The organism is Pseudorhodobacter sp. MZDSW-24AT, from assembly GCF_002794355.1.
Lineage (GTDB): Bacteria > Pseudomonadota > Alphaproteobacteria > Rhodobacterales > Rhodobacteraceae > Pseudotabrizicola.
Genome location: NZ_PGOI01000012.1, coordinates 12,766 through 33,447 on the forward strand (window position 1 = coordinate 12,766; position 20,682 = coordinate 33,447).

Annotated in this window: 20 protein-coding genes and 1 tRNA gene; 11 read left to right on the plus strand and 10 right to left on the minus strand. The window is 61.7% G+C overall.

The genetic code is table 11. The features are described from left to right. Positions 1 to 4 precede the first annotated feature (4 nt). The 4 genes from CUR21_RS15610 to CUR21_RS15625 are packed head-to-tail and all read left to right on the plus strand — an operon-like array spanning position 5 to position 4,299. Complete coding sequence (locus CUR21_RS15610; RefSeq protein WP_100198004.1) at positions 5 to 1,531, plus strand: sugar ABC transporter ATP-binding protein; 1,527 nt, start codon at positions 5 to 7, stop codon at positions 1,529 to 1,531. Further along, complete coding sequence (locus CUR21_RS15615) at positions 1,528 to 2,544, plus strand: ABC transporter permease (protein ID WP_100198005.1); 1,017 nt, start codon at positions 1,528 to 1,530, stop codon at positions 2,542 to 2,544. Before CUR21_RS15610 ends, CUR21_RS15615 begins: the two co-directional genes overlap by 4 nt. Beyond that, complete coding sequence (gene yjfF, locus CUR21_RS15620) at positions 2,541 to 3,539, plus strand: galactofuranose ABC transporter, permease protein YjfF (RefSeq protein ID WP_100198006.1); 999 nt, start codon at positions 2,541 to 2,543, stop codon at positions 3,537 to 3,539. The genes CUR21_RS15615 and yjfF overlap by 4 nt, the downstream gene beginning before the upstream one ends. Before the next feature lies 1 nt (position 3,540). Continuing rightward, entirely contained in the window at positions 3,541 to 4,299 is a 759-nt protein-coding gene (locus tag CUR21_RS15625) for a FadR/GntR family transcriptional regulator (protein WP_100198007.1), read from the plus strand. A gap of 6 nt (positions 4,300 to 4,305) precedes the next feature. Here CUR21_RS15625 and CUR21_RS15630 read toward each other — a convergent pair. Both CUR21_RS15630 and CUR21_RS15635 read right to left on the minus strand, forming a co-directional pair. Then, positions 4,306 to 4,381, minus strand: a tRNA-Thr gene (locus CUR21_RS15630). 42 nt (positions 4,382 to 4,423) lie between these two features. Next, positions 4,424 to 6,094, minus strand: coding sequence for an iron ABC transporter permease (locus tag CUR21_RS15635; protein ID WP_100198008.1), 1,671 nt, complete (start codon positions 6,092 to 6,094; stop codon positions 4,424 to 4,426). A 173-nt stretch (positions 6,095 to 6,267) separates the two neighbouring features. Between CUR21_RS15635 and CUR21_RS15640 the strand changes: the two genes are divergently transcribed. Beyond that, a complete protein-coding gene (locus CUR21_RS15640; protein WP_100198009.1) occupies positions 6,268 to 7,140 on the plus strand; it encodes a hypothetical protein in 873 nt (290 codons plus the stop codon). 59 nt (positions 7,141 to 7,199) lie between these two features. Here the strand turns inward: CUR21_RS15640 and CUR21_RS15645 are convergent, their stop codons facing one another. Further along, entirely contained in the window at positions 7,200 to 7,454 is a 255-nt protein-coding gene (locus tag CUR21_RS15645) for a DUF2312 domain-containing protein (RefSeq protein ID WP_100198198.1), read from the minus strand. 122 nt (positions 7,455 to 7,576) lie between these two features. On the opposite strand from CUR21_RS15645, the gene CUR21_RS15650 reads away from it, so the two are divergent. Then, complete coding sequence (locus tag CUR21_RS15650; RefSeq protein WP_100198010.1) at positions 7,577 to 7,792, plus strand: hypothetical protein; 216 nt, start codon at positions 7,577 to 7,579, stop codon at positions 7,790 to 7,792. On the opposite strand, the gene CUR21_RS15655 is transcribed toward CUR21_RS15650, so the two are convergent. Both CUR21_RS15655 and CUR21_RS15660 read right to left on the minus strand, forming a co-directional pair. After that, complete coding sequence (locus CUR21_RS15655; RefSeq protein WP_198431735.1) at positions 7,779 to 9,581, minus strand: enoyl-CoA hydratase/isomerase family protein; 1,803 nt, start codon at positions 9,579 to 9,581, stop codon at positions 7,779 to 7,781. The genes CUR21_RS15650 and CUR21_RS15655 overlap by 14 nt on opposite strands. A gap of 336 nt (positions 9,582 to 9,917) precedes the next feature. Further along, positions 9,918 to 10,244 carry a TraR/DksA C4-type zinc finger protein gene (locus CUR21_RS15660; protein ID WP_100198012.1) on the minus strand — a complete coding sequence of 109 codons (327 nt, stop codon included), beginning with the start codon at positions 10,242 to 10,244 and terminating at the stop codon, positions 9,918 to 9,920. 156 nt (positions 10,245 to 10,400) lie between these two features. Between CUR21_RS15660 and CUR21_RS15665 the strand changes: the two genes are divergently transcribed. Genes CUR21_RS15665 through CUR21_RS15680 form a run of 4 tightly spaced genes read left to right on the plus strand, consistent with a single transcriptional unit; the run spans position 10,401 to position 12,587 of the window. Beyond that, positions 10,401 to 11,264 (plus strand): MBL fold metallo-hydrolase, encoded by an 864-nt coding sequence (locus tag CUR21_RS15665; protein WP_100198199.1) that lies wholly within the window; start codon positions 10,401 to 10,403, stop codon positions 11,262 to 11,264. A gap of 39 nt (positions 11,265 to 11,303) precedes the next feature. After that, positions 11,304 to 11,729 (plus strand): YeeE/YedE family protein, encoded by a 426-nt coding sequence (locus tag CUR21_RS15670; RefSeq protein WP_198431740.1) that lies wholly within the window; start codon positions 11,304 to 11,306, stop codon positions 11,727 to 11,729. A 1-nt stretch (position 11,730) separates the two neighbouring features. Further along, a complete protein-coding gene (locus tag CUR21_RS15675; RefSeq protein ID WP_100198014.1) occupies positions 11,731 to 12,150 on the plus strand; it encodes a DUF6691 family protein in 420 nt (139 codons plus the stop codon). Positions 12,151 to 12,161: 11 nt separating this feature from the next. Then, positions 12,162 to 12,587, plus strand: a complete 426-nt coding sequence (locus tag CUR21_RS15680; RefSeq protein WP_100198015.1) for a TIGR01244 family sulfur transferase — start codon at positions 12,162 to 12,164, stop codon at positions 12,585 to 12,587. 10 nt (positions 12,588 to 12,597) lie between these two features. Here the strand turns inward: CUR21_RS15680 and CUR21_RS15685 are convergent, their stop codons facing one another. From CUR21_RS15685 to CUR21_RS15710, 5 genes are all read right to left on the minus strand, one after another. After that, positions 12,598 to 13,632 (minus strand): FliM/FliN family flagellar motor switch protein, encoded by a 1,035-nt coding sequence (locus tag CUR21_RS15685; protein ID WP_100198016.1) that lies wholly within the window; start codon positions 13,630 to 13,632, stop codon positions 12,598 to 12,600. Positions 13,633 to 13,716: 84 nt separating this feature from the next. After that, positions 13,717 to 16,404, minus strand: a complete 2,688-nt coding sequence (locus tag CUR21_RS15690) for a sensor histidine kinase (RefSeq protein ID WP_100198017.1) — start codon at positions 16,402 to 16,404, stop codon at positions 13,717 to 13,719. Between the two features lie 310 nt (positions 16,405 to 16,714). Continuing rightward, positions 16,715 to 17,083, minus strand: a complete 369-nt coding sequence (locus tag CUR21_RS15700; protein WP_100198019.1) for a response regulator transcription factor — start codon at positions 17,081 to 17,083, stop codon at positions 16,715 to 16,717. A 75-nt stretch (positions 17,084 to 17,158) separates the two neighbouring features. Then, entirely contained in the window at positions 17,159 to 18,475 is a 1,317-nt protein-coding gene (locus tag CUR21_RS15705) for an XRE family transcriptional regulator (protein WP_100198020.1), read from the minus strand. A 69-nt stretch (positions 18,476 to 18,544) separates the two neighbouring features. Beyond that, positions 18,545 to 19,150, minus strand: coding sequence for a TetR family transcriptional regulator C-terminal domain-containing protein (locus tag CUR21_RS15710; protein WP_100198021.1), 606 nt, complete (start codon positions 19,148 to 19,150; stop codon positions 18,545 to 18,547). 202 nt (positions 19,151 to 19,352) lie between these two features. Between CUR21_RS15710 and CUR21_RS15715 the strand changes: the two genes are divergently transcribed. Beyond that, complete coding sequence (locus CUR21_RS15715; RefSeq protein WP_100198022.1) at positions 19,353 to 20,678, plus strand: aspartate aminotransferase family protein; 1,326 nt, start codon at positions 19,353 to 19,355, stop codon at positions 20,676 to 20,678. Positions 20,679 to 20,682 lie beyond the last annotated feature (4 nt).

The window sequence follows — 20,682 nt, forward strand, 5'->3', positions numbered from 1 at the left end:
GGATATGGCAGACGGAACACGTCCGGTGCTGGAGGCACGGGGGATCGTCAAGGTCTTTGGGCAGCACCGGGCCTTGGATGGCGTTGATTTTGCCGTGCACCCCGGCGAGGTGCATGCACTGCTGGGCGAGAATGGTGCCGGGAAATCGACGCTGATCAAAATCTTGACCGGCGCCTATCAACCCGACGGCGGCGAGATTTTTCTGGATGGCACGCCGCTGCGCTTCACCGACCCTTTGGATGCACAGGGCTCGGGGATTGGAACGGTTTATCAAGAGGTGAACCTGCTTCCCAACCGCTCGGTGGCGGAGAATCTTTTTTTGGGTCGCCAACCCACCCGCTTTGGCCTTGTCGCTCGAAAGGCGATTGTCACAGAGGCGACCGCTCTGATGGCCGCCTATGGGCTCGACATTGATGTGCGCGCTGAACTTGGAAGCTTTTCGGTCGCCGTGCAGCAGATTGTGGCGATTGCGCGTGCGGTGGAACTGTCGGGAAAAGTGCTGGTTCTGGACGAGCCAACGGCCAGTCTGGACCGCAACGAAGTGGCCAAGCTGTTTGAGGTGGTCGCAAAACTGAAGGCACGCGGGCTTGGCATCATCTTCATCACGCATTTTCTCGATCAGGTCTTTGCTGTCGCAGACCGCGTGACGATCCTGCGCAACGGCCAACTGATCGGAACGCGCGACTTGAGCACGCTGACGGCGACAGAAGTGGTGCGCATGATGCTGGGCAAGGATCTGGCCTATGGGCATAGCACCCTGCCCGTGATGGAGGCGGCAACAGGCCCCGAAAAGGTCACCTTCACAGGGCTTGGTCGCGCGGGACGGGTGGCCCCCTTCACACTGTCACTCCATGCGGGCGAGGTGGTGGGCGTCGCGGGCCTGTTGGGCTCTGGCCGGACAGAGATGGCGCGGCTGATGTTCGGGGTGGACACCGCTGATACAGGTGAGATCACGGTCGATGGCACCCGAGTGAGCCTTCGCAATCCGGCACAGGCCGTTCGGGCGGGCTTTGGCTTTTGCCCCGAGGATCGCAAGGTTGACGGGATCTTTGGCGAGCTTTCGGTGCGGGAAAATATTGTTATCGCGCTACAGGCCAAGCTGGGATGGTTTCGCGCCCTGCGGCGTGACGAGCAGGATGAGATCGCCGGACGCTACGCCGATGAACTGGACATACGCGCCGCCAATCATGACATGCCCGTCAAGCTTTTGTCGGGCGGAAACCAGCAAAAGGTGATCTTGGCCCGCTGGCTGGCAAATGACCCCACCTTTCTGATTCTGGACGAACCGACGCGTGGCATCGATGTGGGCGCCCATGCGGAAATCGTGCGCACCATCACCCGTTTGCGGGAAGAAGGTCTGGCACTTCTGGTGATATCTTCCGAACTTGACGAAGTGGTGGCCTACTCAAACCGCGTGGTGGTGATGCGGGACCGCCAGATGGTTGCGGAACTGCATGGCGAGGACATCACCCCTGCTGTGATCGTGGCCGCCATTGCCGACAACCGAGACGCTCTGGAGGCGCAGACATGAGGCGGCATGCCCTGAAATCGGCGCTCTTGCGACCGCAATTTGCGGCGCTCGCCGCCGTATTGTTCATCAACTGGCTGTTGTTTCCCGGATTTTTCAGCATCACGTGGCAGGATGGGCGCTTCTTTGGAAGTTTGATCGACGTCCTGAACCGTGGCGCACCGGTGGCCATTCTGGCCATCGGGGTCACGGCCGTGATCGCAACAAAAGGGGTGGATCTGTCGGTCGGCGCGGTGATGGCGATATCGGGCGCAGTGGCGGCGGTCATGGTTTCCACCGGAACCCCGGCCGCAATCGCCATTCCGGTGGCTTTGCTGGCAGGTTTGCTTTGTGGCTTCTGGAACGGGCTTCTTGTCACCTATCTCGACATCCAACCGATCATCGCGACCTTGGTTCTGATGGTGGCGGGAAGAGGCTTGGCGCAATTGATCACCGAAGGCTCGATCGTTACCTTTTCCGATCCGCTCCTCAGCTATATCGGAACCGGGGCCTTTCTCGGCCTGCCGATGCCGGTGGTGATCGCTTTTGTGTTGATGTGTCTGGCAACCGTGGCAGTGCGGCGCACGGCCCTTGGGCTTTTGATCGAAGCGGTCGGGGTCAACCGTTCTGCCGCCCGGTTTGCCGGAATTTCAAGCCGCGTCCTGCTGTTGCTCGTCTACAGTTTCGCCGGATTTTGCGCCGCCGTCGCGGGGTTGATCGTCGCGGGTGACATTCGGGGCGCAGATGCCAACAACGCTGGCCTCTGGCTTGAACTGGATGCCATCCTTGCCGTGGTGCTTGGCGGCACCTCTTTGCTGGGCGGACGATTTTCAATTCCGATGTCGGTGATGGGTGCGCTGATCATTCAGGCGATGAACACCGGCATCCTGATCTCGGGCTTCTCGCCACAGTTTAACCTTGTGGTCAAATCGGGGGTCATCATCCTGATCCTTGTCCTGCAATCGCCACAGGCAGGCCAGTGGATCAGCCGCCGCTTCCCCCCCCTTGCACCGCCCCCGAAAAGGAGCGCCAAATGAACCGCGCGCTGCGCCCCCTGCTGGCGACCACGGCCATCTTTCTGCTCGCCTATGTCGCGGCCGTGCTGCAATATCCGTCGATGCTCTCGACGCGGGTGCTGGGCAATTTCCTGACCGACAACGCTTTTCTGGGGATTGCCGCCGTCGGAATGACCTTTGTGATCCTGTCAGGGGGCATTGATCTTTCTGTTGGGGCCGTGATCGGCTTTTCCACCGTGCTGATTGCCACGCTGATCATGTGGGCCGGGCTGCACCCGCTGATGGCGTTCGCGATCACGCTTGTGACGGCGGCCTGTTTCGGAGCGGTGATGGGGGCGGCCATCCATTATCTGAAAGTGCCGTCCTTCATCGTCACGCTGGCTGGCATGTTTCTTGCCCGGGGTGGTGCCTCTGTCCTGTCGCCCGACAGCATCGGCATCAAGCATGATCTTTATACGAGCATTTCACGCAGCTATGTGCTGCTTCCCGGCGGCGGCCGACTGACTGTCATTGCGATGATCATGCTGGCCGTGTTCGCGCTTGGCATCGTCCTGGCGCACCGCACCCGGTTTGGCTCTTATGTCTACGCGCTCGGCGGCAATGAAACCTCAGCCGCCCTGATGGGTGTGCCCGTCGCCCGCACCACGATCTTGGTTTACACCCTCTCCTCCACGTTGGCGGGGCTCGCCGGAATTGTGTTTTCGCTTTATACATCTGCGGGTTACTCGCTTTCCGCCTTGGGCGTAGAGCTTGATGCCATCGCGGCCGTGGTGATCGGCGGCACATTGCTGACAGGCGGCTATGGCTTTGTGGCGGGCACTTTCATCGGCGTCATGCTGCAAGGACTGGTGCAGACCTACATCGTCTTTGACGGCACCTTGTCCAGTTGGTGGACCAAGATCGTGATTGGCGGGCTTCTCTTTCTGTTCATTCTGTTGCAAAGACTGGTGTTCTCGGCCGCTGCCCCGCAAAAGGCAGGTTTCGGCTCCCGAAAAAAGGCGTTTAGGAAATCCTGACATGAGCGAACCGGGGAGCCTGGTGCGCGCGCTCTCCGGGCGGCAGACGGCGCGGAACTATCATTCCTATGTGATTTCCGAAGTCGGGCTTGGCATCGCTTCGGGGCGCTTTGCCATTGGGTCGATCCTGCCCAATGACGCCGAGATGATGGACACTTTCGGTGTGTCACGCACGGTTTTGCGGGAAGCTTTGAAAACACTGGAAGCCAAGGGGCTGGTTGAGGCGCGCGCCAAGGTTGGCACCCGCGTGCTGTCCCGCAGCCGCTGGAATTTGTTCGACCGGTCTGTGCTGGGCTGGATTCAGGAAGCAGGGCCAGATGCTGCCTTTCTGGCAAGCTTTGTGGAACTGCGCGAAACGGTGGAATTGCAAACAGCAACGCTCGCCGCGAGCCGCAGGACCGCCGAGCAGGTGCGCATGCTGCAGTATTGGCTGAATCAGCGCGAGGCCATGGCCGCCATGAGCGAGCCCTATGCTTTGGCGGAGTTCGAGTTTCATCGCATTCTGTGCGAAGCCAGCCAGAACCCGTTCCTGCGCGCAACCTCGGGGCTTGTGGAATTTGGTGTCGTGCAGGCCACGCTGGTCAGGAGAGCGGCTGGCGTAACGGAATTTTCATCTGAAAAATCAGCGCATTACAAGGATTTGGCAAATGGAGTCGCATCCGGCGCCTCAGTTGCGGCCGCACAGGCCATGGCCGCCATCCTAACCCAAGACCGCACGTGGATACTCAGCCCCCAAAGAGGCGACGGAGGATCTGGTTAGGAAAAATGGTGCCCCCAGCAGGACTTGAACCCGCGACCCCCTGATTACAAATCAGGTGCTCTACCAGCTGAGCTATAGAGGCATGGCATTGAAATAACCGCGCGCGGCGGCGTGTGCAAGCCCCTCAGCGATTGGCGCGTGCCATAAGCCCTACGGCCAACAATCCGACCGCCATCACCATCAGCGCGGCGGGCGCAGCCTCTTCCAGCCGCTCAAGACTGGCGAGTTCAAAGACACGAGTGGCCAGCGTGTTGTAGTTGAACGGGCGCAAGAGCAAGGTGGCGGGCAGTTCCTTCACGCAATCAACGAACACCACCAAAAGCGCTGTCGCCACGGATCCCCGCATCAAGGGCAGATGCACCGCGCGCAGAGCGCCGCCGGGGCTTCGCCCCAGCGAGCGGGCGGCCATCGGAAGGGAGGGAGAAATCCGCCCGAAGGCCGCATCGACGGCGCCTTGCGCCACCCCGAAAAACCGCACCGAATAGGCCAGCACCAGCGCTGCTGCCGTTCCAGTCAACAGCAGGCCGGGGTCCCAGCCGCTGATCGCCAAGATGGCATCGGCCAGTTTGTGATCCAACGCGGCGAGCGGAATCAGGATCCCGACAGCGAGCACGGCGCCGGGCGCGGCGTATCCCAGCGTGGTCACAGGCAACACCCAGCGTGCGGCCGAGCGGTGGGCCATGCGCAAACCATACACAAGAAACAAAGCCGCCCCCACCGTGAGCACGGCGGCCGCCCCGCCCGTCACCAAGGTGTTGACAAAAGCCTGCGCCAAGCCCGGCGACAACCACACCTCGGGTCGGCGCAAGGCATGCCATCCCATAATGGCGACCGGCAACAGAAAACCCAGCAGCACCGGCAGCGCACAAAGCGCAAAGGCGGCCCACCGTGCAAGGCCGGTGATCGTGACAGGCTCTACCGGGCGGGCGGCCCGCCCGACCCGATGAAAGCGCGCATTGCGACGACTGGTCCGCTCCAGCGCCAGCAGCAGGAAGATCAAGGTCAGCACCACCCCCGCAATCTGGGCCGCACCGCCGGCATTGTTGCCATTCAACCACGTTGAAAAGATCCCCGTCGTCAGGGTCTGCACCCCAAAGTATTGAACCGTGCCGTAATCGGCCACCGTCTCCATCAGCGCCAAGGCGACGCCCGTCGCGATTGCGGGCCGCGCCAAGGGCAGCCCGACCCGGCCAAAAAGCCGCCATGGCCCGCAGCCCAAGGCCCGCGCCACCTCATATGCGCCTGCGGACTGTTCGCGAAACGCGGCGCGCGCCAGCAGATAGACATAAGGATAGAGTGCCGCCGACAACACAATGATCGCCATGCCCCGCGATCGGACCTGCGGGAACCAGTAGTCCCGCGCCGTCTCATAGCCCATCAGGCTGCGTAACCCCGTTTGCACAGGCCCGGCGTATTGCAGCACATCGACCAGCGCATAGGCCCCGACATAGGCAGGGATCGCCAAGGGGAACAGCAATACATAATCCAACCAGTTGCGTCCGGGAAAACGGTACATGGTGGTCAACCATGCGGCGCCCGTGCCGACACCCGCCGTCAGCACGGCCACGCCCAGCATCAAAACCAGCGTATTGCCCAGATAGCGGGGCAAAACTGTCGAGATCAGATGTGGCCAGATGTTTTCGGTCGGGTGGAAAGCGATCCACACCACCGAGGCCATCGGCGCCAGAACCACCAGCGCAATCATCATCGCCCCAGCCGTCCACAGATCGACGCGCGGCAGGCGCAGGGCAGACCGAGAGAAAGATCGCGGAACTTGAGTGTTTTGCTTGGTCATCTTGGGCTCACCTAGCACTCCATCCCCTGCCCTGTCCAGATCGACCCGCGCGCATGCGTTGCGCAGCCATCCCTCGGCGCATTTCTTGTGCCACCTATATGGCCGCCCGGTGGCATTCGTCCCGAATGACCATATAGTTGCAAGCAACAAGAACAGCACAGGTCCCCGGCAGCATGCGTATCGTCTACCACCTTGGCGCCCATTGCACCGATGACGAGCGCCTTTTGCGCTGTTTGCTGAAGAACCGTCAGGTTCTGGGCGCTCAAGGCATCGTGGTCCCGGGACCCGCCCGCTACCGCTCATTGCTGCGGGATACGGCCATCACGCTCAAGGGCCAAGCCGCGAACCGCGACACGCAAGCGCTGGTGCTGGAGCAGATCATGGAGGAAGACGGGGCTGAGCGATTGGTGCTGTCGTGGGACAATTTCCTGTCCTTTCCGCAATGGGTTTTGAAGGATAGGCTGTATCCGGCAGCAGCAGAGCGGGTCCGCGCCTTCACGCAGATCTTCCCCGAAATCGACGCCGAGTTTCATCTGGCCATCCGCAATCCGGCGAGCTTTCTGCCAGACCTGTTTGCCAAGCAGCGCGACAAAAGTTTCGAGCAGTTCATGGACGGCATTGATCCGCAGGATCTGCACTGGTCGGAGGTGGTCGAGGACGTGCTGAAGAACAACCCCGGCGTGCCACTGACGGTTTGGTGTGACGAAGACACTCCGCTGATCTGGCCCGAGGTTCTGCGGGTGGTGTCGGGCCATGCAGAGGGCACCGTGCTGGAAGACAGCGATGATTTGCTGCACCACATCATGTCGCCCGAAGGCGTGGCGCGCATGAATGCCTATCTTGAAACTCACCCGGTTCAGACGATCGCGCAGCGGCGACGCATCGTTTCGGCGTTTCTTGACAAGTTTGCCTTGCCAGACCGAGTCGAAATGGAGCTGGACGTGCCGGGATGGACCGAAAAGATGGTGACCACGCTGACGGCCAATTACCATGCCGATGTGGCGCGCATCCGGGCGATGCCCGGGGTGACCTTCCTTTCGGCGTAAGGCGCAAAAGCCGCGACACAAAAAAGGGGCGCAAAACGCCCCTTTTTGCTTGAAGACGGTCAGGCCATGCCGAGGGCGGTCTTGTACATTTCCAGCACAGCCTCTTCTTCGGCAATCTCATCCGGCTTGCGCTTGCGCAGGGCAATCACCTTGCGCATCACCTTGGTGTCATAGCCGCGGCCCTTGGCTTCAGCGAACAGCTCTTTTTCTTGTTCGGCAATGTCCTTTTTTTCAGCTGCCAGCTGTTCGGCCCGCTCGATGAACTGGCGCAGCTCGTCGGCGGTCACGGAGTAGTTGTCAATTGCGTCGCTCATCATGGCCTCGTGCTGTGCGGTTTGACTTCATCCCTAACGCGGGCGTCTCGGGGGTTCAAGGCTTGCGCAGCGGGCAGGCTTCGGCTAGGCGGCGCGGGACCATAGCCAAAGGAAAACGACAGATGGACATGCTGATCTGGGGAGGCGCTGCCTTGACCATGACGGGCGTTCTTGCGCTGGTGTGGTGCATTCTGCTTGCGATGCGGGCGCGCAAATCCAGCCTGCCCGAAGATCAGATCAAAGCGCAGCTTCAGCGCGTTGTGGTGCTGAACCTTGGCGCACTCGCCGTCTCCGCGCTCGGGCTGATCGTTGTGGTCGTTGGGGTCATTCTGGGCTGATCGCCGCTGAAAACCCCCGACCGACTGACACCAGCCTGTCAAGCGCAGGCACCGGTTCCCACACATCTGCTTCGGCGGCCCAAAGCCGAAGATCACGCCGAAGGATCATCAGGCCGCGTTGGTCTGCCTGATACATTGGCCCGCCACATTCTGCGGGCAATCCAAGCCCATGGATCGCAACCAAATCGATGTCGGCGGCAGACTGGGCAACGCCCTCGGCCAGCAAGCGCGTGCCTTCGTTTGCCAGAGCAGCCAACCAGCGCCGCGTGATTTCCTCCGGCGCCATGTCGCGCGGTTCCGGGCGAGAGTCGGTTTTTGGCAAACGGGGAGATGCAACCCCAAAGTCGGTCAAGGCGGCCAGAATGGCCTCATCGCGCACGCCCGACGCATGCATCGCGCGCAAGGCCGCGCCCCCTGCCCCGGCCAGTCTTGACGCGATCCCCGGACCAGACGGCTGCGCAGTCAGTATCACGATCTGCCCAAGGCGGCGCAAAAACGCGAGGCTTTGGGCCGCCGCCGCTGCCGACCAAGGCTGCGGCAGACCAAGTTCGGCCACCCGGCCCGAAATCGTCAGACGAAACGCACCGGCAGGCAATTCGCCGCGCCCCATCACCAGCAAGGGCACCTGTGCTCTGACGGGTGGAAGCGGCGTCTCTGCAGCCACCAGCACCAGATCCGCCCCCTCCAGCGCTGTGGCATCGGAAAAGGTCCGCAAGCGCGACCAATCGGCATCCCTCTTTGCTGCGGTCAGCGCACCAGATTGCACGGCGGCCTCTTGTCGGGCAGCAATGCTTTGCAACAAGGCCACCAGCCGTGCGCGATCTGGTTCCCAGATCTGGACCGACATCCCGCGCACCAAAGCCATCAGAGCCAAGGCCGTGCCCTGAGGGGAGGCGCCCACCCATGTCGGGCAGGTCACAGGCTCCGGCGTCACCCCCTGCAAGGCCTCAGGCATCTGCGCGGCGCTGCGCTCGGCGCGGATCAGATGCGCCAAGGCCCCGGTCTGAGGCAAGCTGTCACGCTCGGCGGCAAGGGTTGCCTCAAAGGCCAGTCCCTGTGCAAGTGGCAGCAAAAGCGCCGCTTCAGCACAATCCGCCAAGGCCATGGCAAGGCTTCCTTCGGATGCAGTCGCGCGCACAGCCTTGACGGCGCGCAAGAAGCTGCGGCCATCCTGTCCCCCCCTCTCGCGGGGGGAACGCAGAGCATGTCTCTGGGCCCATGCTCTCGCCGCGGCCACGCAATCGGCCGCTGTTTCACCTTCGACCACCTGATCGACAAGACCTATGGCCAAAGCCTCGGGCGCTGGCACCGGGCGCGCGTCGATCAGCAGACGCAACGCCTGTTCAGCGCCAACCGCAAGCGGAAGGCGCTGCGTGCTTCCAGCACCGCTGATCCGGCCCAAGCGTGCCGCCGAGAAAACGATCCGCGCGGCAGGTGTTGCAACCCTTGCCTGCGCCGCGATGGCAAGCTCTGCGCCTACACCGCACACCAGCCCTTCGAGCAAGATACAGACGGGGACAGGCGAGGCGTCGATCGCCAGACACAGGTCAGCCAATGTCGGGGTCGCTGCATCGTCTTCGCCGGGAAGGTCGGGACCGCCATCAGGGTAACGCGCCCAGTGCCTGTCCGCAGAACGGAGCAGAACAAAAGCGGTTTCGCGATCCAGCCCAGACAGCGCATCCACCAAGGCGCTGCGCTGCATAACGCCCATCCACTCACCCTCCACAGGCCGTGACACGACAATCTCGGCGAATGCGTCCGTGTGGGTCACATTGATGCCGTTTGTCACTGTCATGTCCTTGTTTTGCGCACGCCGTTGCACAGTGCAGCGCAAGGGGACGCGCGGTCAAGCCGCGATGCGCCCGCAACGGAGGCGCGGCTTGCCGGGCAAGCAGTCCGATCAAACCGGCATATTGTCTAACTCGGTGTCACCCTCAGCGTCCCACGCAGCATGAGCCCCCGCTGTCCGATCTGCCAAGCCCGGCAAAAGATGCCACAAGGCATGCATCTCGCACAGCAAGGGGGAAAGCGGAGACGTGTTCGGCGCGACGGTGCCCTCGGCACCATCGCCTGCCAGATGTGCCGTCCTGCGCACAGTTCGCTCGACTCCCATGGATGCCCCCTCTTACGCTTTCGCCGCACAGCTGCGGCAGAGGGGCGTAAAGGGCAGCACATCCAGGCGGGCTTCGCCAATCTCGTCTCCGCAGCGGACGCAAAGCCCATAGCTCCCCGCCTCGAGACGTGCGAGCGCGGCATCGATCATCCGCGTTTCGGCCTGAGCAGAAAGGCCTATGCTTTCCAGAACCTCATCACCTTCGCGTTCAGTCGCCAAATCTTCCCAGTCCCGGTTCTGGTGGCTGTCGAGTTCACTTTCGATCGCCGCCATACGGTCTGCGAGCTTTGTGCGCCGATCGATAAGATGCGCTTTGCGGTCTGCCAAAGTCTTGCCCATGATGCCTCCCAAGGTTTTCTCCAGTGTCGGGCAGTCCCGCGAGCTCCGCCTTGATGCATGTCAAAGACTCGATAGATCTGCAGGACAATACATTCAAATCTTGCAATGTGTTTAGCGCTTGCCTATATCAGCGCCAGACAGCCAACGGAGATGACAATGACCGCCACTGTTCAGGGATTTTTCGACGAAGCGACCAATACGATCACCTATGTGGTGGTTGAGCCCCACGGAAAAGCCTGCGCCGTGATCGATTCGGTGCTGGATTTCGACTATGCCTCAGGGCGGACAGACACCCGCTCGGCGGACCGTGTGATCTCTTATATCCAAGAGCATGGCCTTGACCTGCAATGGATCTTGGAAACGCATGTCCACGCCGACCACCTTTCCGCCGCACCCTATATCCAAGAGCGCTTGGGCGGAAAGATCGGCATTGGCGACCAGATAACCGTGGTGCAGAACACCTTCGGCAAGATCTTCAACGAAGGCACGCGCTTCCAGCGCGACGGGTCGCAGTTTGATCGGCTGTTCCGCGAGGGCGACTCTTTCCATATCGGCCAGATGCGCGGCGAAGTCCTTCACACGCCCGGCCACACACCTGCGTGCCTCACCTATGTGATTGAAGACGCTGCCTTTGTCGGAGACACACTGTTCATGCCCGATTTCGGAACGGCCCGCTGCGACTTTCCGGGCGGTTCGGCGGAAACGCTGTTCGACTCGGTGCAAAAGATCATGGCGCTGCCGGACGAAACGCGGATTTTCGTGGGCCATGACTACAAGGCCCCGGGACGAGAAGAGTTTGCGTGGGAAACCACGGTGGGGGCGCAGAAGGCGCTGAACATCCACGTTGGCGCGGGAAAAAGCCGCGAGGATTTTGTTGCCATGCGCCAAAGTCGTGACGCCACCTTGGGAATGCCGCGTCTGATCATCCCGTCGCTGCAGGTCAACATGCGCGCAGGGCAAATGCCCGAGCCTGAAGACAACGGCAAAACCTATCTGAAAGTCCCGATTAACGGCCTCTAGTCCGCCTTGCCCCTTTGTCCCAAATGGAAAGTCATCATGCTGCAACAAGACTGGATCTGGGGCCTGATCGGCGGCCTCATGATTGGAGGCGCGGGCGCGCTTTTCCTTTTGCTCAACGGTCGGATCATGGGAGCCTCCGGTATCATCGGTGGCTTGGCAGACGGGTCGGGACGAGGCAATTGGGCGGAGAGAGTGGCGTTTCTGGCAGGTCTGGTGCTGGTTCCGCCACTTTTGGCTGGGCTTGTCGATGAAATTGACACGCATTTGACCGACAACCTCTGGCTTCTGGTCGCCGCAGGCCTGTTGGTCGGTTTTGGCACCCGGCTTGCAAATGGGTGCACATCTGGCCACGGGGTCTGCGGCATTTCGCGCCTGTCTTGGCGCGGCATCGCAGCCACGTTGGTTTACCTGCTTGCGGGAGGACTCACTGTGGCGGCATTTCGTTATCTGATGGGAGCCATTTGATATGGCGCGTCTGTTTGCGGCGGCGCTGTCAGGCGCCCTCTTTGGAGCCGGGCTTTTGGTGTCTGGCATGGTGGATACTGCGAAAGTCCAAGGGTTTCTCGATGTGTTCGGGCGGTGGGACCCAACCCTCGCCTTCGTGATGGGGGGAGCGATCGTTCCGATGGTCTTTGCATGGCGGATGGCCGAACGGCGCAAGACTGCCTTGCTGGGCACGCCGATCCCGCCAAAGCCTGCACAAAAGCTGGATCGCAACCTGATCCTTGGCTCGCTTTTGTTCGGAGCGGGTTGGGGGCTGGTCGGGCTCTGCCCCGGCCCGGCCTTGGCCGCCGCTTTCCTGAACGGGATCAGCGGAGTGGTCTTCCTTGTTGCGATGCTGGCCGCTATGGTTGCGACGCCCGCGCTGCGCCGCGCCCTGACCTGAGGAGACATCGGATGGATATCCGCGCCCTGACCCCCGACTATGCTGTTGCGCCCCAGATCGACCCCGAGGATTTTGCCGCCATCAAGGCCGCAGGATATACACGGGTGATCAACAATCGCCCCGATGCAGAAATTCCCCCGTCGCATCAGACATCTGTCATGAAAGCGGCAGCAGAGGCGGCCGGGTTGGAGTTCGTCGCCAACCCCGTGATTGGCGGCGCCCTCACGATGAGCAATGTCACCGCACAGGCCGAGGCAATCTCCTCCTCTTCGGGGCCGGTTCTGGCCTATTGCGCAAGCGGCAATCGGTCTTCGATCTGTTGGGCCTTGGCAAAAGCAGCCGATGTTCCGGCCGATGACCTCATCGGAACGGCGGCACGTCATGGCTACAACCTGGAAGGGCTGCGCCCGCAACTGGAGGCGTTGTCCAATCGTTGATTGGGTTTGCCTAACCTGTGCCGGTGGCCGAAAACTGCATAAAGTCAATCTCTTGCGCCGCTGGCATCTGAACCGCTGTCTTTGAGATGTCTTCTGCAAAGGCATCTGCGCCGTGCAAAGCCTGTGGCGCGCTGTGCAGCTTCGGCGGTGGCGCACTGGCCGCCTGGTATCCGCCTGAGGTCAGGCGCAAGGCGCGCATACCCCGATGCTGTCCCAGACGGCCTTCACCCACCGCGCGCCGGTCCAGGCCTTCACAACGGATCAGGTCCAAGGCGGCATTCGGCAAGGGCAAAATCATATCGACCGACAAACGCAGGACGGCGGACAAGGGTAAGGACAGCCGCGTCAGCACCGCATCCAGCGGGCAGCAGGCCCCTTCGACGTTTTCGGCGAGCGCAGAGGCAAAATCCGGAAGCGGTGCGCCATCAGCAGCGGGCTGTGGCGTCACATGCGCCTGATGCCCTTGCCCATCGGCCGGAAGCACAAGCACCATGTCGCCTGTGCGGGCGCCTTGAGCCAGCGACAATCGCGCCGTCAGCGCGCGGTAACTGATATCCTCCAGCAAAAGACCCAGAGGCCGCGCCTCTTCGATAAAGGACGCAAAGCGAAAGCCCCCGACCCAGATCAGATCAGGCAAGCCAGCCAGGGCGTCTTCCAGATAGGACAGGGCAAGATCTGCCAAAGGCGACAACATGGCGGCATCAGTGCGGGTGGGTTTGCGCGGTTCTGGTGCTTGGGTGCCGCATTTGCCAATGGTCAGGATTTCGACCATGGCCGAAACCAAGGGCGGGGAAAGAATCAGCAGGCCAAGGCTGTCTTCGGGGCCTTCTAACATCAAGATCAGGGCATGTTCCGGCGGCATGTCGAGCAGTTCAGGCAAGGAGAGACGCGCCATGGACAGGCTGATAAAGTCGACCGGCAATTGCATCATGTCGCGCGCCGCCCGCGCAAAGGCCAGCCTCCACGCACGCTCTGCCCCAATGCCGGCATCGCCAGAAAGCGGCTGCGTGGATTGCAGCTTTTTACGCAACACCTCACCCGGCACGGCAATCCTGTCCTTGCTTGCTTTTGGGCAGTGTCCCGCAGCGACATTACCAAAGCATTGACAAGAACACGCGCCTTTCGCGTTTCAGGCTGCTTTGCGCTCTAGCCGCAGGGGTATGGCAACGCGGAACGCGGCGCCGCCTTGCCCCGGCAGATAGGTGATGGTGCCCCCAAGATTGGCCATCACCTCGCGGCAGATGGCCAACCCAAGCCCGGCACCGCCCGCGCGGGTCTGATCCGTCAGCCGCGCAAATTTCTCGAAGATCAGCGCCTGACTTTTCTTGGGAATGCCCGAGCCATTGTCTATAAAATCCACCGCAACGCGCCCTCCGCGTTGCCGCACCGAGATGCGCAATTCCGGTGTCTCAGAGTCGCAATACTTGCGTGCATTCGAGATCAGGTTGATGAACACCTGCACCAATCTGTCCGCATCGGTGCGGATGAAGATATTCTCCATCGGCAGGTCGCGGTGAATGATGAAGCTGCGCTCTGGCTTGGTATGGCTTGCACTTGCCAAGGCCCGGTCAATCATCTGGCTGAGGTTGGCCAGCCCCAGATTAAGTTGCACGCTGCCGTTTTCAAGCACCGAAAGATCCAGCAGGTCATCAAGAAGCCGCGTTAGGCGCTTGGCTTCGTCATGAATGATGCGACCGTAATTCGTCACCAGTTCCGGTGGAAGCTCACCTTCCGTCAAGATCTCGGAAAACGCGCGGATCGAGGTCATCGGGGTGCGCAGCTCATGGCTGATCTGCGACAAGAAGGCATCTTTCTGGATCGAAAGCTGCGTGAGCTTTTCATTCGCCTCGCGCAGGGCGCGGGCCGTGCGTGTCAACTCTTCCTGCTGGCTTTCAAGCCGGGCCGAGTACTCCATGATCTGGGCGGACTCACTGGCGACGGCCATCAGATCCTCGACCGTCACCGTGGCGCGCCCGGCCAGCTGACTCATCATGGCATGAGCCGTCGCCGCCCCGACCGAGCCAGCCAGACGTCGTTCAAGCCGGGCCATGAAGTCTGGCGTGGGATCCGGCAGATAACCCGCTTTGCCCTGCTTCTTCGCCTCTGTCTCAAAGAACGTCAGCGCATCGTCGTCGCCCATGATCCGCTGTGACATCACCAGAAGATCTTCGGGCTCGGCCAAACCCCGCTCCCACCCCCGCGGACTGCCCGATGTGGTGTCGAACACCCGCACAAAGGCTGCGCCCTGCATGCGCTCCACAGGGCCCGGAAAGGTGAGCAGCGAGCCGATCAGAAAAGCGGCCGTGTTCAACACCATCGACCAAAACAGCGCGTGCAAAAGCGGGTCCATGGTTGCGACGCCAAACAGGGCGCGCGGACGCAGCCAAGAAATGCCAAAAGGCCCGTCCGCAAACACCATCGCCGGGATCACGGCATCCGGCCCGAAGGAAGGCAAGAACAAGGTATAGGCCCAGACGATGAAGCCCACCGTCATGCCCGACGCGGCCCCGATCCGGGTGGCGCCGCGCCAGAAGATGCCGAAAACCATGGCCGGCAGGATCTGTGCGACACCGGCAAAGGCAATCAAACCGATGGCGGCAAGGGCGGTCGAGCCCCCTGACATCCGGTAGTAAGCGTAGCCGAGTGCCAGAACCACACCGATGGAGACGCGCCGCGACAGCAGCACCAAGCGCCGCACATCCCCCGACACCGCACGCGACGGACGCAGACGCAACCAGATGGGCATGACCACATGGTTCGACACCATCGTAGCCAAGGCGATCGATTCGACGATCACCATAGAGGTTGCCGAAGAAAACCCGCCCAAAAAGGCCAACATCGCAAGCGCTCCTTGCCCTTCGGCCAAAGGCAAGGTCAGCACGAACATGTCCGGGTTGGCGCTCGACGGCAAGCGCTCCAACCCCATGACCGCAATGGGGACAATGAACAGGCTCATGGCGAAAAGATACAAAGGAAAAGCCCAAGACGCGGTGGCGAGATGGCGTTCATCGGCATTTTCCACCACCATCACCTGAAACATGCGCGGCAGGCAGATCACAGCGGCCCCGGCAGCGAAAAGCAGGCCTGCCCAGCGGCCGGGCTGCAGGTTCCAGTCGGCAATATCAGAAGTATCAATCCGCGCAATCATGTCGGCTGGTCCATCGGCCATGAACCAGACCACAAAGATGCCAACCGCGATGAGCGCGATCAACTTGACGACCGCTTCCACCGCGATGGCGGTGACAATGCCATGATGCTGCTCTTTCGCATCCAGATTGCGGGTGCCAAACAGAATGGTGAAAAGCGCCAACCCTCCGGCCACCCAGATGGCGGTCGCCTCTGTGCCCGGAGGCGCGAACCCCTCATCCGTCGGACTGGCGAAAACGCTGAATGACAGGGTCACCGACTGAAGCTGCAAGGCGATATAGGGCGTCGCGGCCACCACGGCGATAATGGTGACGATCACCCCCAAGAGGTTTGACTTGCCAAATCGGCTGGAGATCAGGTCGGCAATCGACGTGACACGTTGTTGCCGCCCGATGCGCACCAGCTTGCGCAAGATCCACCACCACCCGATGAACACGATCGTTGGTCCAAGGTAGATGGTCAGATACTCAAGCCCAGAGCGCGCGGCATACCCGACCGCGCCGTAAAAGGTCCAAGCCGTGCAATAGATTGACAAGGAAAGCGTGTAGATCAGCGGGGATTGTAGCCAGCCAAGACGGCCCCGGTCCGCGCGCCGTTCAGCCGCCCAAGCCACCAGAAACAGAAAGATCACATAGGCCAGACAGGACAGAACCAGAATGTTGAAGGGCACGACGGTGTCCTCCTAGCGTCCAAAATCCTGATCGCTGCCGGCGGCGGCGTCATCGTCATCGTCTGGGGCACTCAGGCTGCGCGAGATCAGCATCGCCAAACCGATCAGCACGGCCCATGCAACAAAAAGATAAATGCCGTCGGGCGCCGTATCCCGCGAAAACGTATCTTGCGGCGCCCAAAGCACAGGCAACATTGTCAGGAAGATCCCCACAACCGGCAAAAGACGTGCGGCGTCTCGGCGGCGGCGCTGCCGATAGCTGGCAGGGCGCAAAAACAGCGGTGGGGGACGTGGGCCACGCGCCATCGGCTCATTCCCGCGTCAGGGCGCGGACCGCAGCACGCATGTCATCATTCGAGAATGGCTTGGTCATGAAATGGTTGGCCCCGGCACGCTCGGCGGCCTCCCTGTCACGGCCTTGCCCTTTGGCGGTCAACATCATCACCGGCACTGTCTGGGTCACCGGATCTGCACGCAACTGCGCCAATATCTCCAGCCCGCTCAGGCCCGGAAGCATCAGATCAAGGATCACCAGATCCGGCCGCTCGGCGCGTACGGTGGCGATGGCGCCTTGACCATCGGCAAGCGTCATCACGTCGCAGCCATCGCGCGACAAGATAAAGCGAATAGCCTCGCTGATGTTCGGCTCATCCTCGATGAGCAGCACACGCGCCGTCATACGTCTTGGTTCCCCCCTCCGGTTTACACCGGCCTCGCGCTGACTATCCGGCCTCTGCCGCCTTATGTCAAAGCTCTATTGCAGCCCGGCCTCGGCCAAGATGGATGGCTCCCGTCGGGCCGGGCAGGCCGCGCGGGGGCAAATCCGGCACGAACTTCCCAAGGCCAAGGCGGGCAAGCTGGTCTGGCCCCCCTCATCAGGCCAGATGAGCATGGCGGCCTCACGCAAGGCGCTGCCGCCGAATCCCTGAGGCAGTCGCGTCTCGCAGATCGACAAGGTCCGGAACCGGCGGGCGGCGCGCCCCGCCGGCTCGACCATGGCGATGATCGGGGTCATCGGGCGTGCCAAGGCGGAAAACAGCGGCCACAAGGGACAAGCCGCGCCGAAACGTGGCAAGGCGAAGCCGTCAACGGGCTTGCGAAACAGCAAGGTGCCGGAGGCATCGCAAATCACCAGCCCCGCCGCCGATCCCGGCAGCAGCGCGATGCGCCGCATCACCGCAAGAACCGATAGCCCGGACTGTTGCGCCAGAAGCCATGGGTCATCGTGCCCCTGCGCCAAGGCGGCGCGCAAGGCGGTGTCCGGCAAGGCGCGCGCGTCACGGACAGCCTGCCGCAAGAAGTCGCTTGCCAAGGCACGGGCCGCCGCCGAAGCCAACCCCGCCACCTCGGCATCAAGCCGCTCGAACCCAGCGGGTTGCTCCAGTTCTGCCAAATGCCAGCCGCGTGCCGCCAACCAGCTTTCTACCTCTTCCTGCGGCGCGGCGAGCCCGGTATCCACCGCGCTATCGGATCCATCAAGATAGGCCACCAAAGCCTCGGCCCCTGCCGCCAGCCGCTCGCTGTCCTCATGGAGATTTCGGTGAAAGCGCTCACGCCAGTGTGGCTCGATGTCTTCCGTATCCGCCAAAATGGCCGCGGTGGAGCGCACCGAAGCAAGCGCCGACAGCACCTCATGCAATGACGCGGACAAGTGCGGGTCATGGGTCAGCCGGTCATTGAGCGCCCCCACGGTGCGTTCCAGTTGCGCCGCCCGATGGAGCTGTGCGGCCAGAACTGCCGCCCACCCCGGAAAGCGCCCGGCGAAATCCTCGATCCGGTCAAGTTCGGGCTGCGCACCCGGGGCAGCAGCGGCGGCGGCGCGCAGATCGTCGATCAGCGCGCCGCCCGCCCCTTCGGCCAAGGTGGCAGCCTCGGTGCCCAAGGCATCCGCCAGCCGCGCGAGGACATCCGCCCCCACCTTGCGACGGTTGTGCTCGATCAAGTTCAGATAGCTGGCCGAAATCCCCACGGCCTGAGCCACGTCGCCCTGCCGCAGCCCCAGAGCCAACCTCCGCTCTCGGATCAGGCTGCCCGTCAGACTGGCGGGCGTGGTGTTGACGCTGTTTGGCATGGCTGTCACCTGATGGCGATGCAGCAGCTTTACAGAGCCCTGTGAATTTTACAAGAAAATGTCAACGGATCAGGGCGCCAGCAAGCGCGCATAAAGCGTTTCAAGAAAGGCCCCCGCCTCTGCGTAAGGGTCATGCCCACTGCCCAGAACCGCGCGCACTTGCACGTCAAAATCGGCGTAATGTTGCGTCAGTGCCCAGATGGAAAACACCAGATGCACCGGGTCCAACCGTGCGATACGCCCTTCATCCATCCAGTGCTGCAACACCTTCGCCTTTTCGGCCACCAGCGCGGTCAACTCGCCTTCGATTGCCTCACGCATGCGCGGCGCACCTTGCAGAATCTCGATGGCGAACAGGCGGCTTTCGCGCGGGTAATCCCGGCTCAACTCCAGCTTTCGCCGCATATATCCCATCACCTCAGCCACAGGATCCCCCGCCGCATCCATATCGCGCAGCGGATCCAGCCAAGTGGACAACAAACGGGTGAGCAAGGTGCGGTGGATCGCCTCTTTTGAAGGAAAGTAATAAAGCAGATTGGGTTTTGACAGGCCCGCCACCTCGGCAATCTGATCCAACGTGGCCCCGCGAAACCCGTGGGCAGAGAAAACATCCAGCGCTGCCTCCAGAATGGTTTCCGAATTCCTAATCTGGATGCGGGTCATGGGTCTTGGCATTGTATCGTCATTCCTGCGGTCGGAAGCACAGCGTGGCGCAGATTGCGGCATCTTGCAATTGGCAGAGCTTGAGCTGGCTGTGCTAGGATCACAGCGATCCAGCCGGCACTTGACTGGCATTGCCGCAGTGATAGCAAGATCTGACCATTTGGTCAAAACCCCTTCGCGTGCCGCAAGGCCGCCCCAACAGGAACCTGATGCCATGGCGCTGGACCGCAAAGCTCCCAATGACCTGAACGCCTTCTGGATGCCCTTTACCGCCAATCGCCAGTTCAAGAAGAACCCGCGGATGTTCGTGGCGGCCAAGGACATGCATTACACCACCAGCGATGGCCGGCAGGTTCTGGATGGCACGGCAGGCCTGTGGTGCTGCAACGCTGGCCATTGCCGTCCGAAGATCACCGAGGCGATCCAAAAGCAGGCGGCCGAACTGGATTACGCGCCCGCGTTTCAGATGGGGCATCCGGTCGCCTTCGAGCTGGCAAACCGCATCATCGAGATTGCGCCCAAAGGCATCGAGCATGTCTTTTACACGAACTCTGGCTCCGAAAGCGTTGAAACGGCGTTGAAATTGGCGATTGCCTACCACCGTGCCAAGGGTCAGGCCAGCCGCACGCGGCTGATCGGGCGCGAACGTGGCTATCACGGGGTGAACTTTGGCGGCATCTCGGTCGGCGGCATCGTCAACAACCGGCGGCATTTCGGCAGCCTTCTCAGTGGGGTAGACCATCTTCCTCACACGCATTTGCCGCAAGAAAACCGGTGGAGCAAAGGGCAGCCGGAACACGGCGCATGGCTGGCCGACGATCTGGAGCGGCTGGTGGCGCTGCACGGGGCCGAAACCATCGCGGCAGTCATTGTCGAGCCGGTGGCCGGGTCCACTGGCGTGATCCTGCCGCCCAAGGGCTATCTGGAAAAGCTGCGCGCGATCACCAAGAAGCACGGCATCTTGCTGATTTTCGATGAGGTGATTACCGGCTTTGGCCGTCTGGGCGCGCCTTTTGCGGCGCAGTATTTCGACGTGCTGCCCGACATGATGACCACCGCCAAGGGGCTGACCAATGGCGTCATTCCGATGGGCGCCGTGCTGACCACGCCCGAGGTGCATGATGCCTTCATGGACGGCCCCGAACATATGATCGAGCTCTTCCACGGCTACACCTATTCCGGCAACCCCATCGCCAGTGCCGCCGGGATCGCCACGCTGGAAACCTATAAGGAAGAGGCGCTGTTTGAACGCGCCGCCGAGATCGCGCCCTACTGGCAAGAGGCACTGCACAGCCTGCGCGATTCGCGTCATGTGATCGACGTGCGCAACATGGGTTTGATCGGCGCAGTGGAACTGGACCCCATCGCAGGAGAGCCCACAAAACGGGCGTTCAGCGCGTTTCTTGCCGCCTATGACAAGAACATCCTGATCCGCACCACCGGAGACATCATCGCCATGTCGCCGCCTTTGATGATCAGCAAGGCCCAGATCGACACGTTGATCGGCACGCTGGCCGATGTGCTGGCTAAGCTGGACTGAACAC

Excerpts from the sequence above, each read along its gene's own strand:
- CUR21_RS15665 (WP_100198199.1), top strand. The coding sequence starts at position 10,401 with ATGACCGCCACTGTTCAGGGATTTTTCGACGAAGCGACCAATACGATC.
- CUR21_RS15610 (WP_100198004.1), top strand. The coding sequence starts at position 5 with ATGGCAGACGGAACACGTCCGGTGCTGGAGGCACGGGGGATCGTCAAG.
- CUR21_RS15700 (WP_100198019.1), bottom strand. The coding sequence starts at position 17,083 with ATGACGGCGCGTGTGCTGCTCATCGAGGATGAGCCGAACATCAGCGAG.
- CUR21_RS15675 (WP_100198014.1), top strand. The coding sequence starts at position 11,731 with ATGGCGCGTCTGTTTGCGGCGGCGCTGTCAGGCGCCCTCTTTGGAGCC.
- yjfF (WP_100198006.1), top strand. The coding sequence starts at position 2,541 with ATGAACCGCGCGCTGCGCCCCCTGCTGGCGACCACGGCCATCTTTCTG.
- CUR21_RS15615 (WP_100198005.1), top strand. The coding sequence starts at position 1,528 with ATGAGGCGGCATGCCCTGAAATCGGCGCTCTTGCGACCGCAATTTGCG.
- CUR21_RS15650 (WP_100198010.1), top strand. The coding sequence starts at position 7,577 with ATGGACATGCTGATCTGGGGAGGCGCTGCCTTGACCATGACGGGCGTT.
- CUR21_RS15680 (WP_100198015.1), top strand. The coding sequence starts at position 12,162 with ATGGATATCCGCGCCCTGACCCCCGACTATGCTGTTGCGCCCCAGATC.
- CUR21_RS15625 (WP_100198007.1), top strand. The coding sequence starts at position 3,541 with ATGAGCGAACCGGGGAGCCTGGTGCGCGCGCTCTCCGGGCGGCAGACG.
- CUR21_RS15660 (WP_100198012.1), bottom strand. The coding sequence starts at position 10,244 with ATGGGCAAGACTTTGGCAGACCGCAAAGCGCATCTTATCGATCGGCGC.
- CUR21_RS15640 (WP_100198009.1), top strand. The coding sequence starts at position 6,268 with ATGCGTATCGTCTACCACCTTGGCGCCCATTGCACCGATGACGAGCGC.
- CUR21_RS15705 (WP_100198020.1), bottom strand. The coding sequence starts at position 18,475 with ATGCCAAACAGCGTCAACACCACGCCCGCCAGTCTGACGGGCAGCCTG.
- CUR21_RS15635 (WP_100198008.1), bottom strand. The coding sequence starts at position 6,094 with ATGACCAAGCAAAACACTCAAGTTCCGCGATCTTTCTCTCGGTCTGCC.
- CUR21_RS15715 (WP_100198022.1), top strand. The coding sequence starts at position 19,353 with ATGGCGCTGGACCGCAAAGCTCCCAATGACCTGAACGCCTTCTGGATG.
- CUR21_RS15645 (WP_100198198.1), bottom strand. The coding sequence starts at position 7,454 with ATGAGCGACGCAATTGACAACTACTCCGTGACCGCCGACGAGCTGCGC.
- CUR21_RS15710 (WP_100198021.1), bottom strand. The coding sequence starts at position 19,150 with ATGCCAAGACCCATGACCCGCATCCAGATTAGGAATTCGGAAACCATT.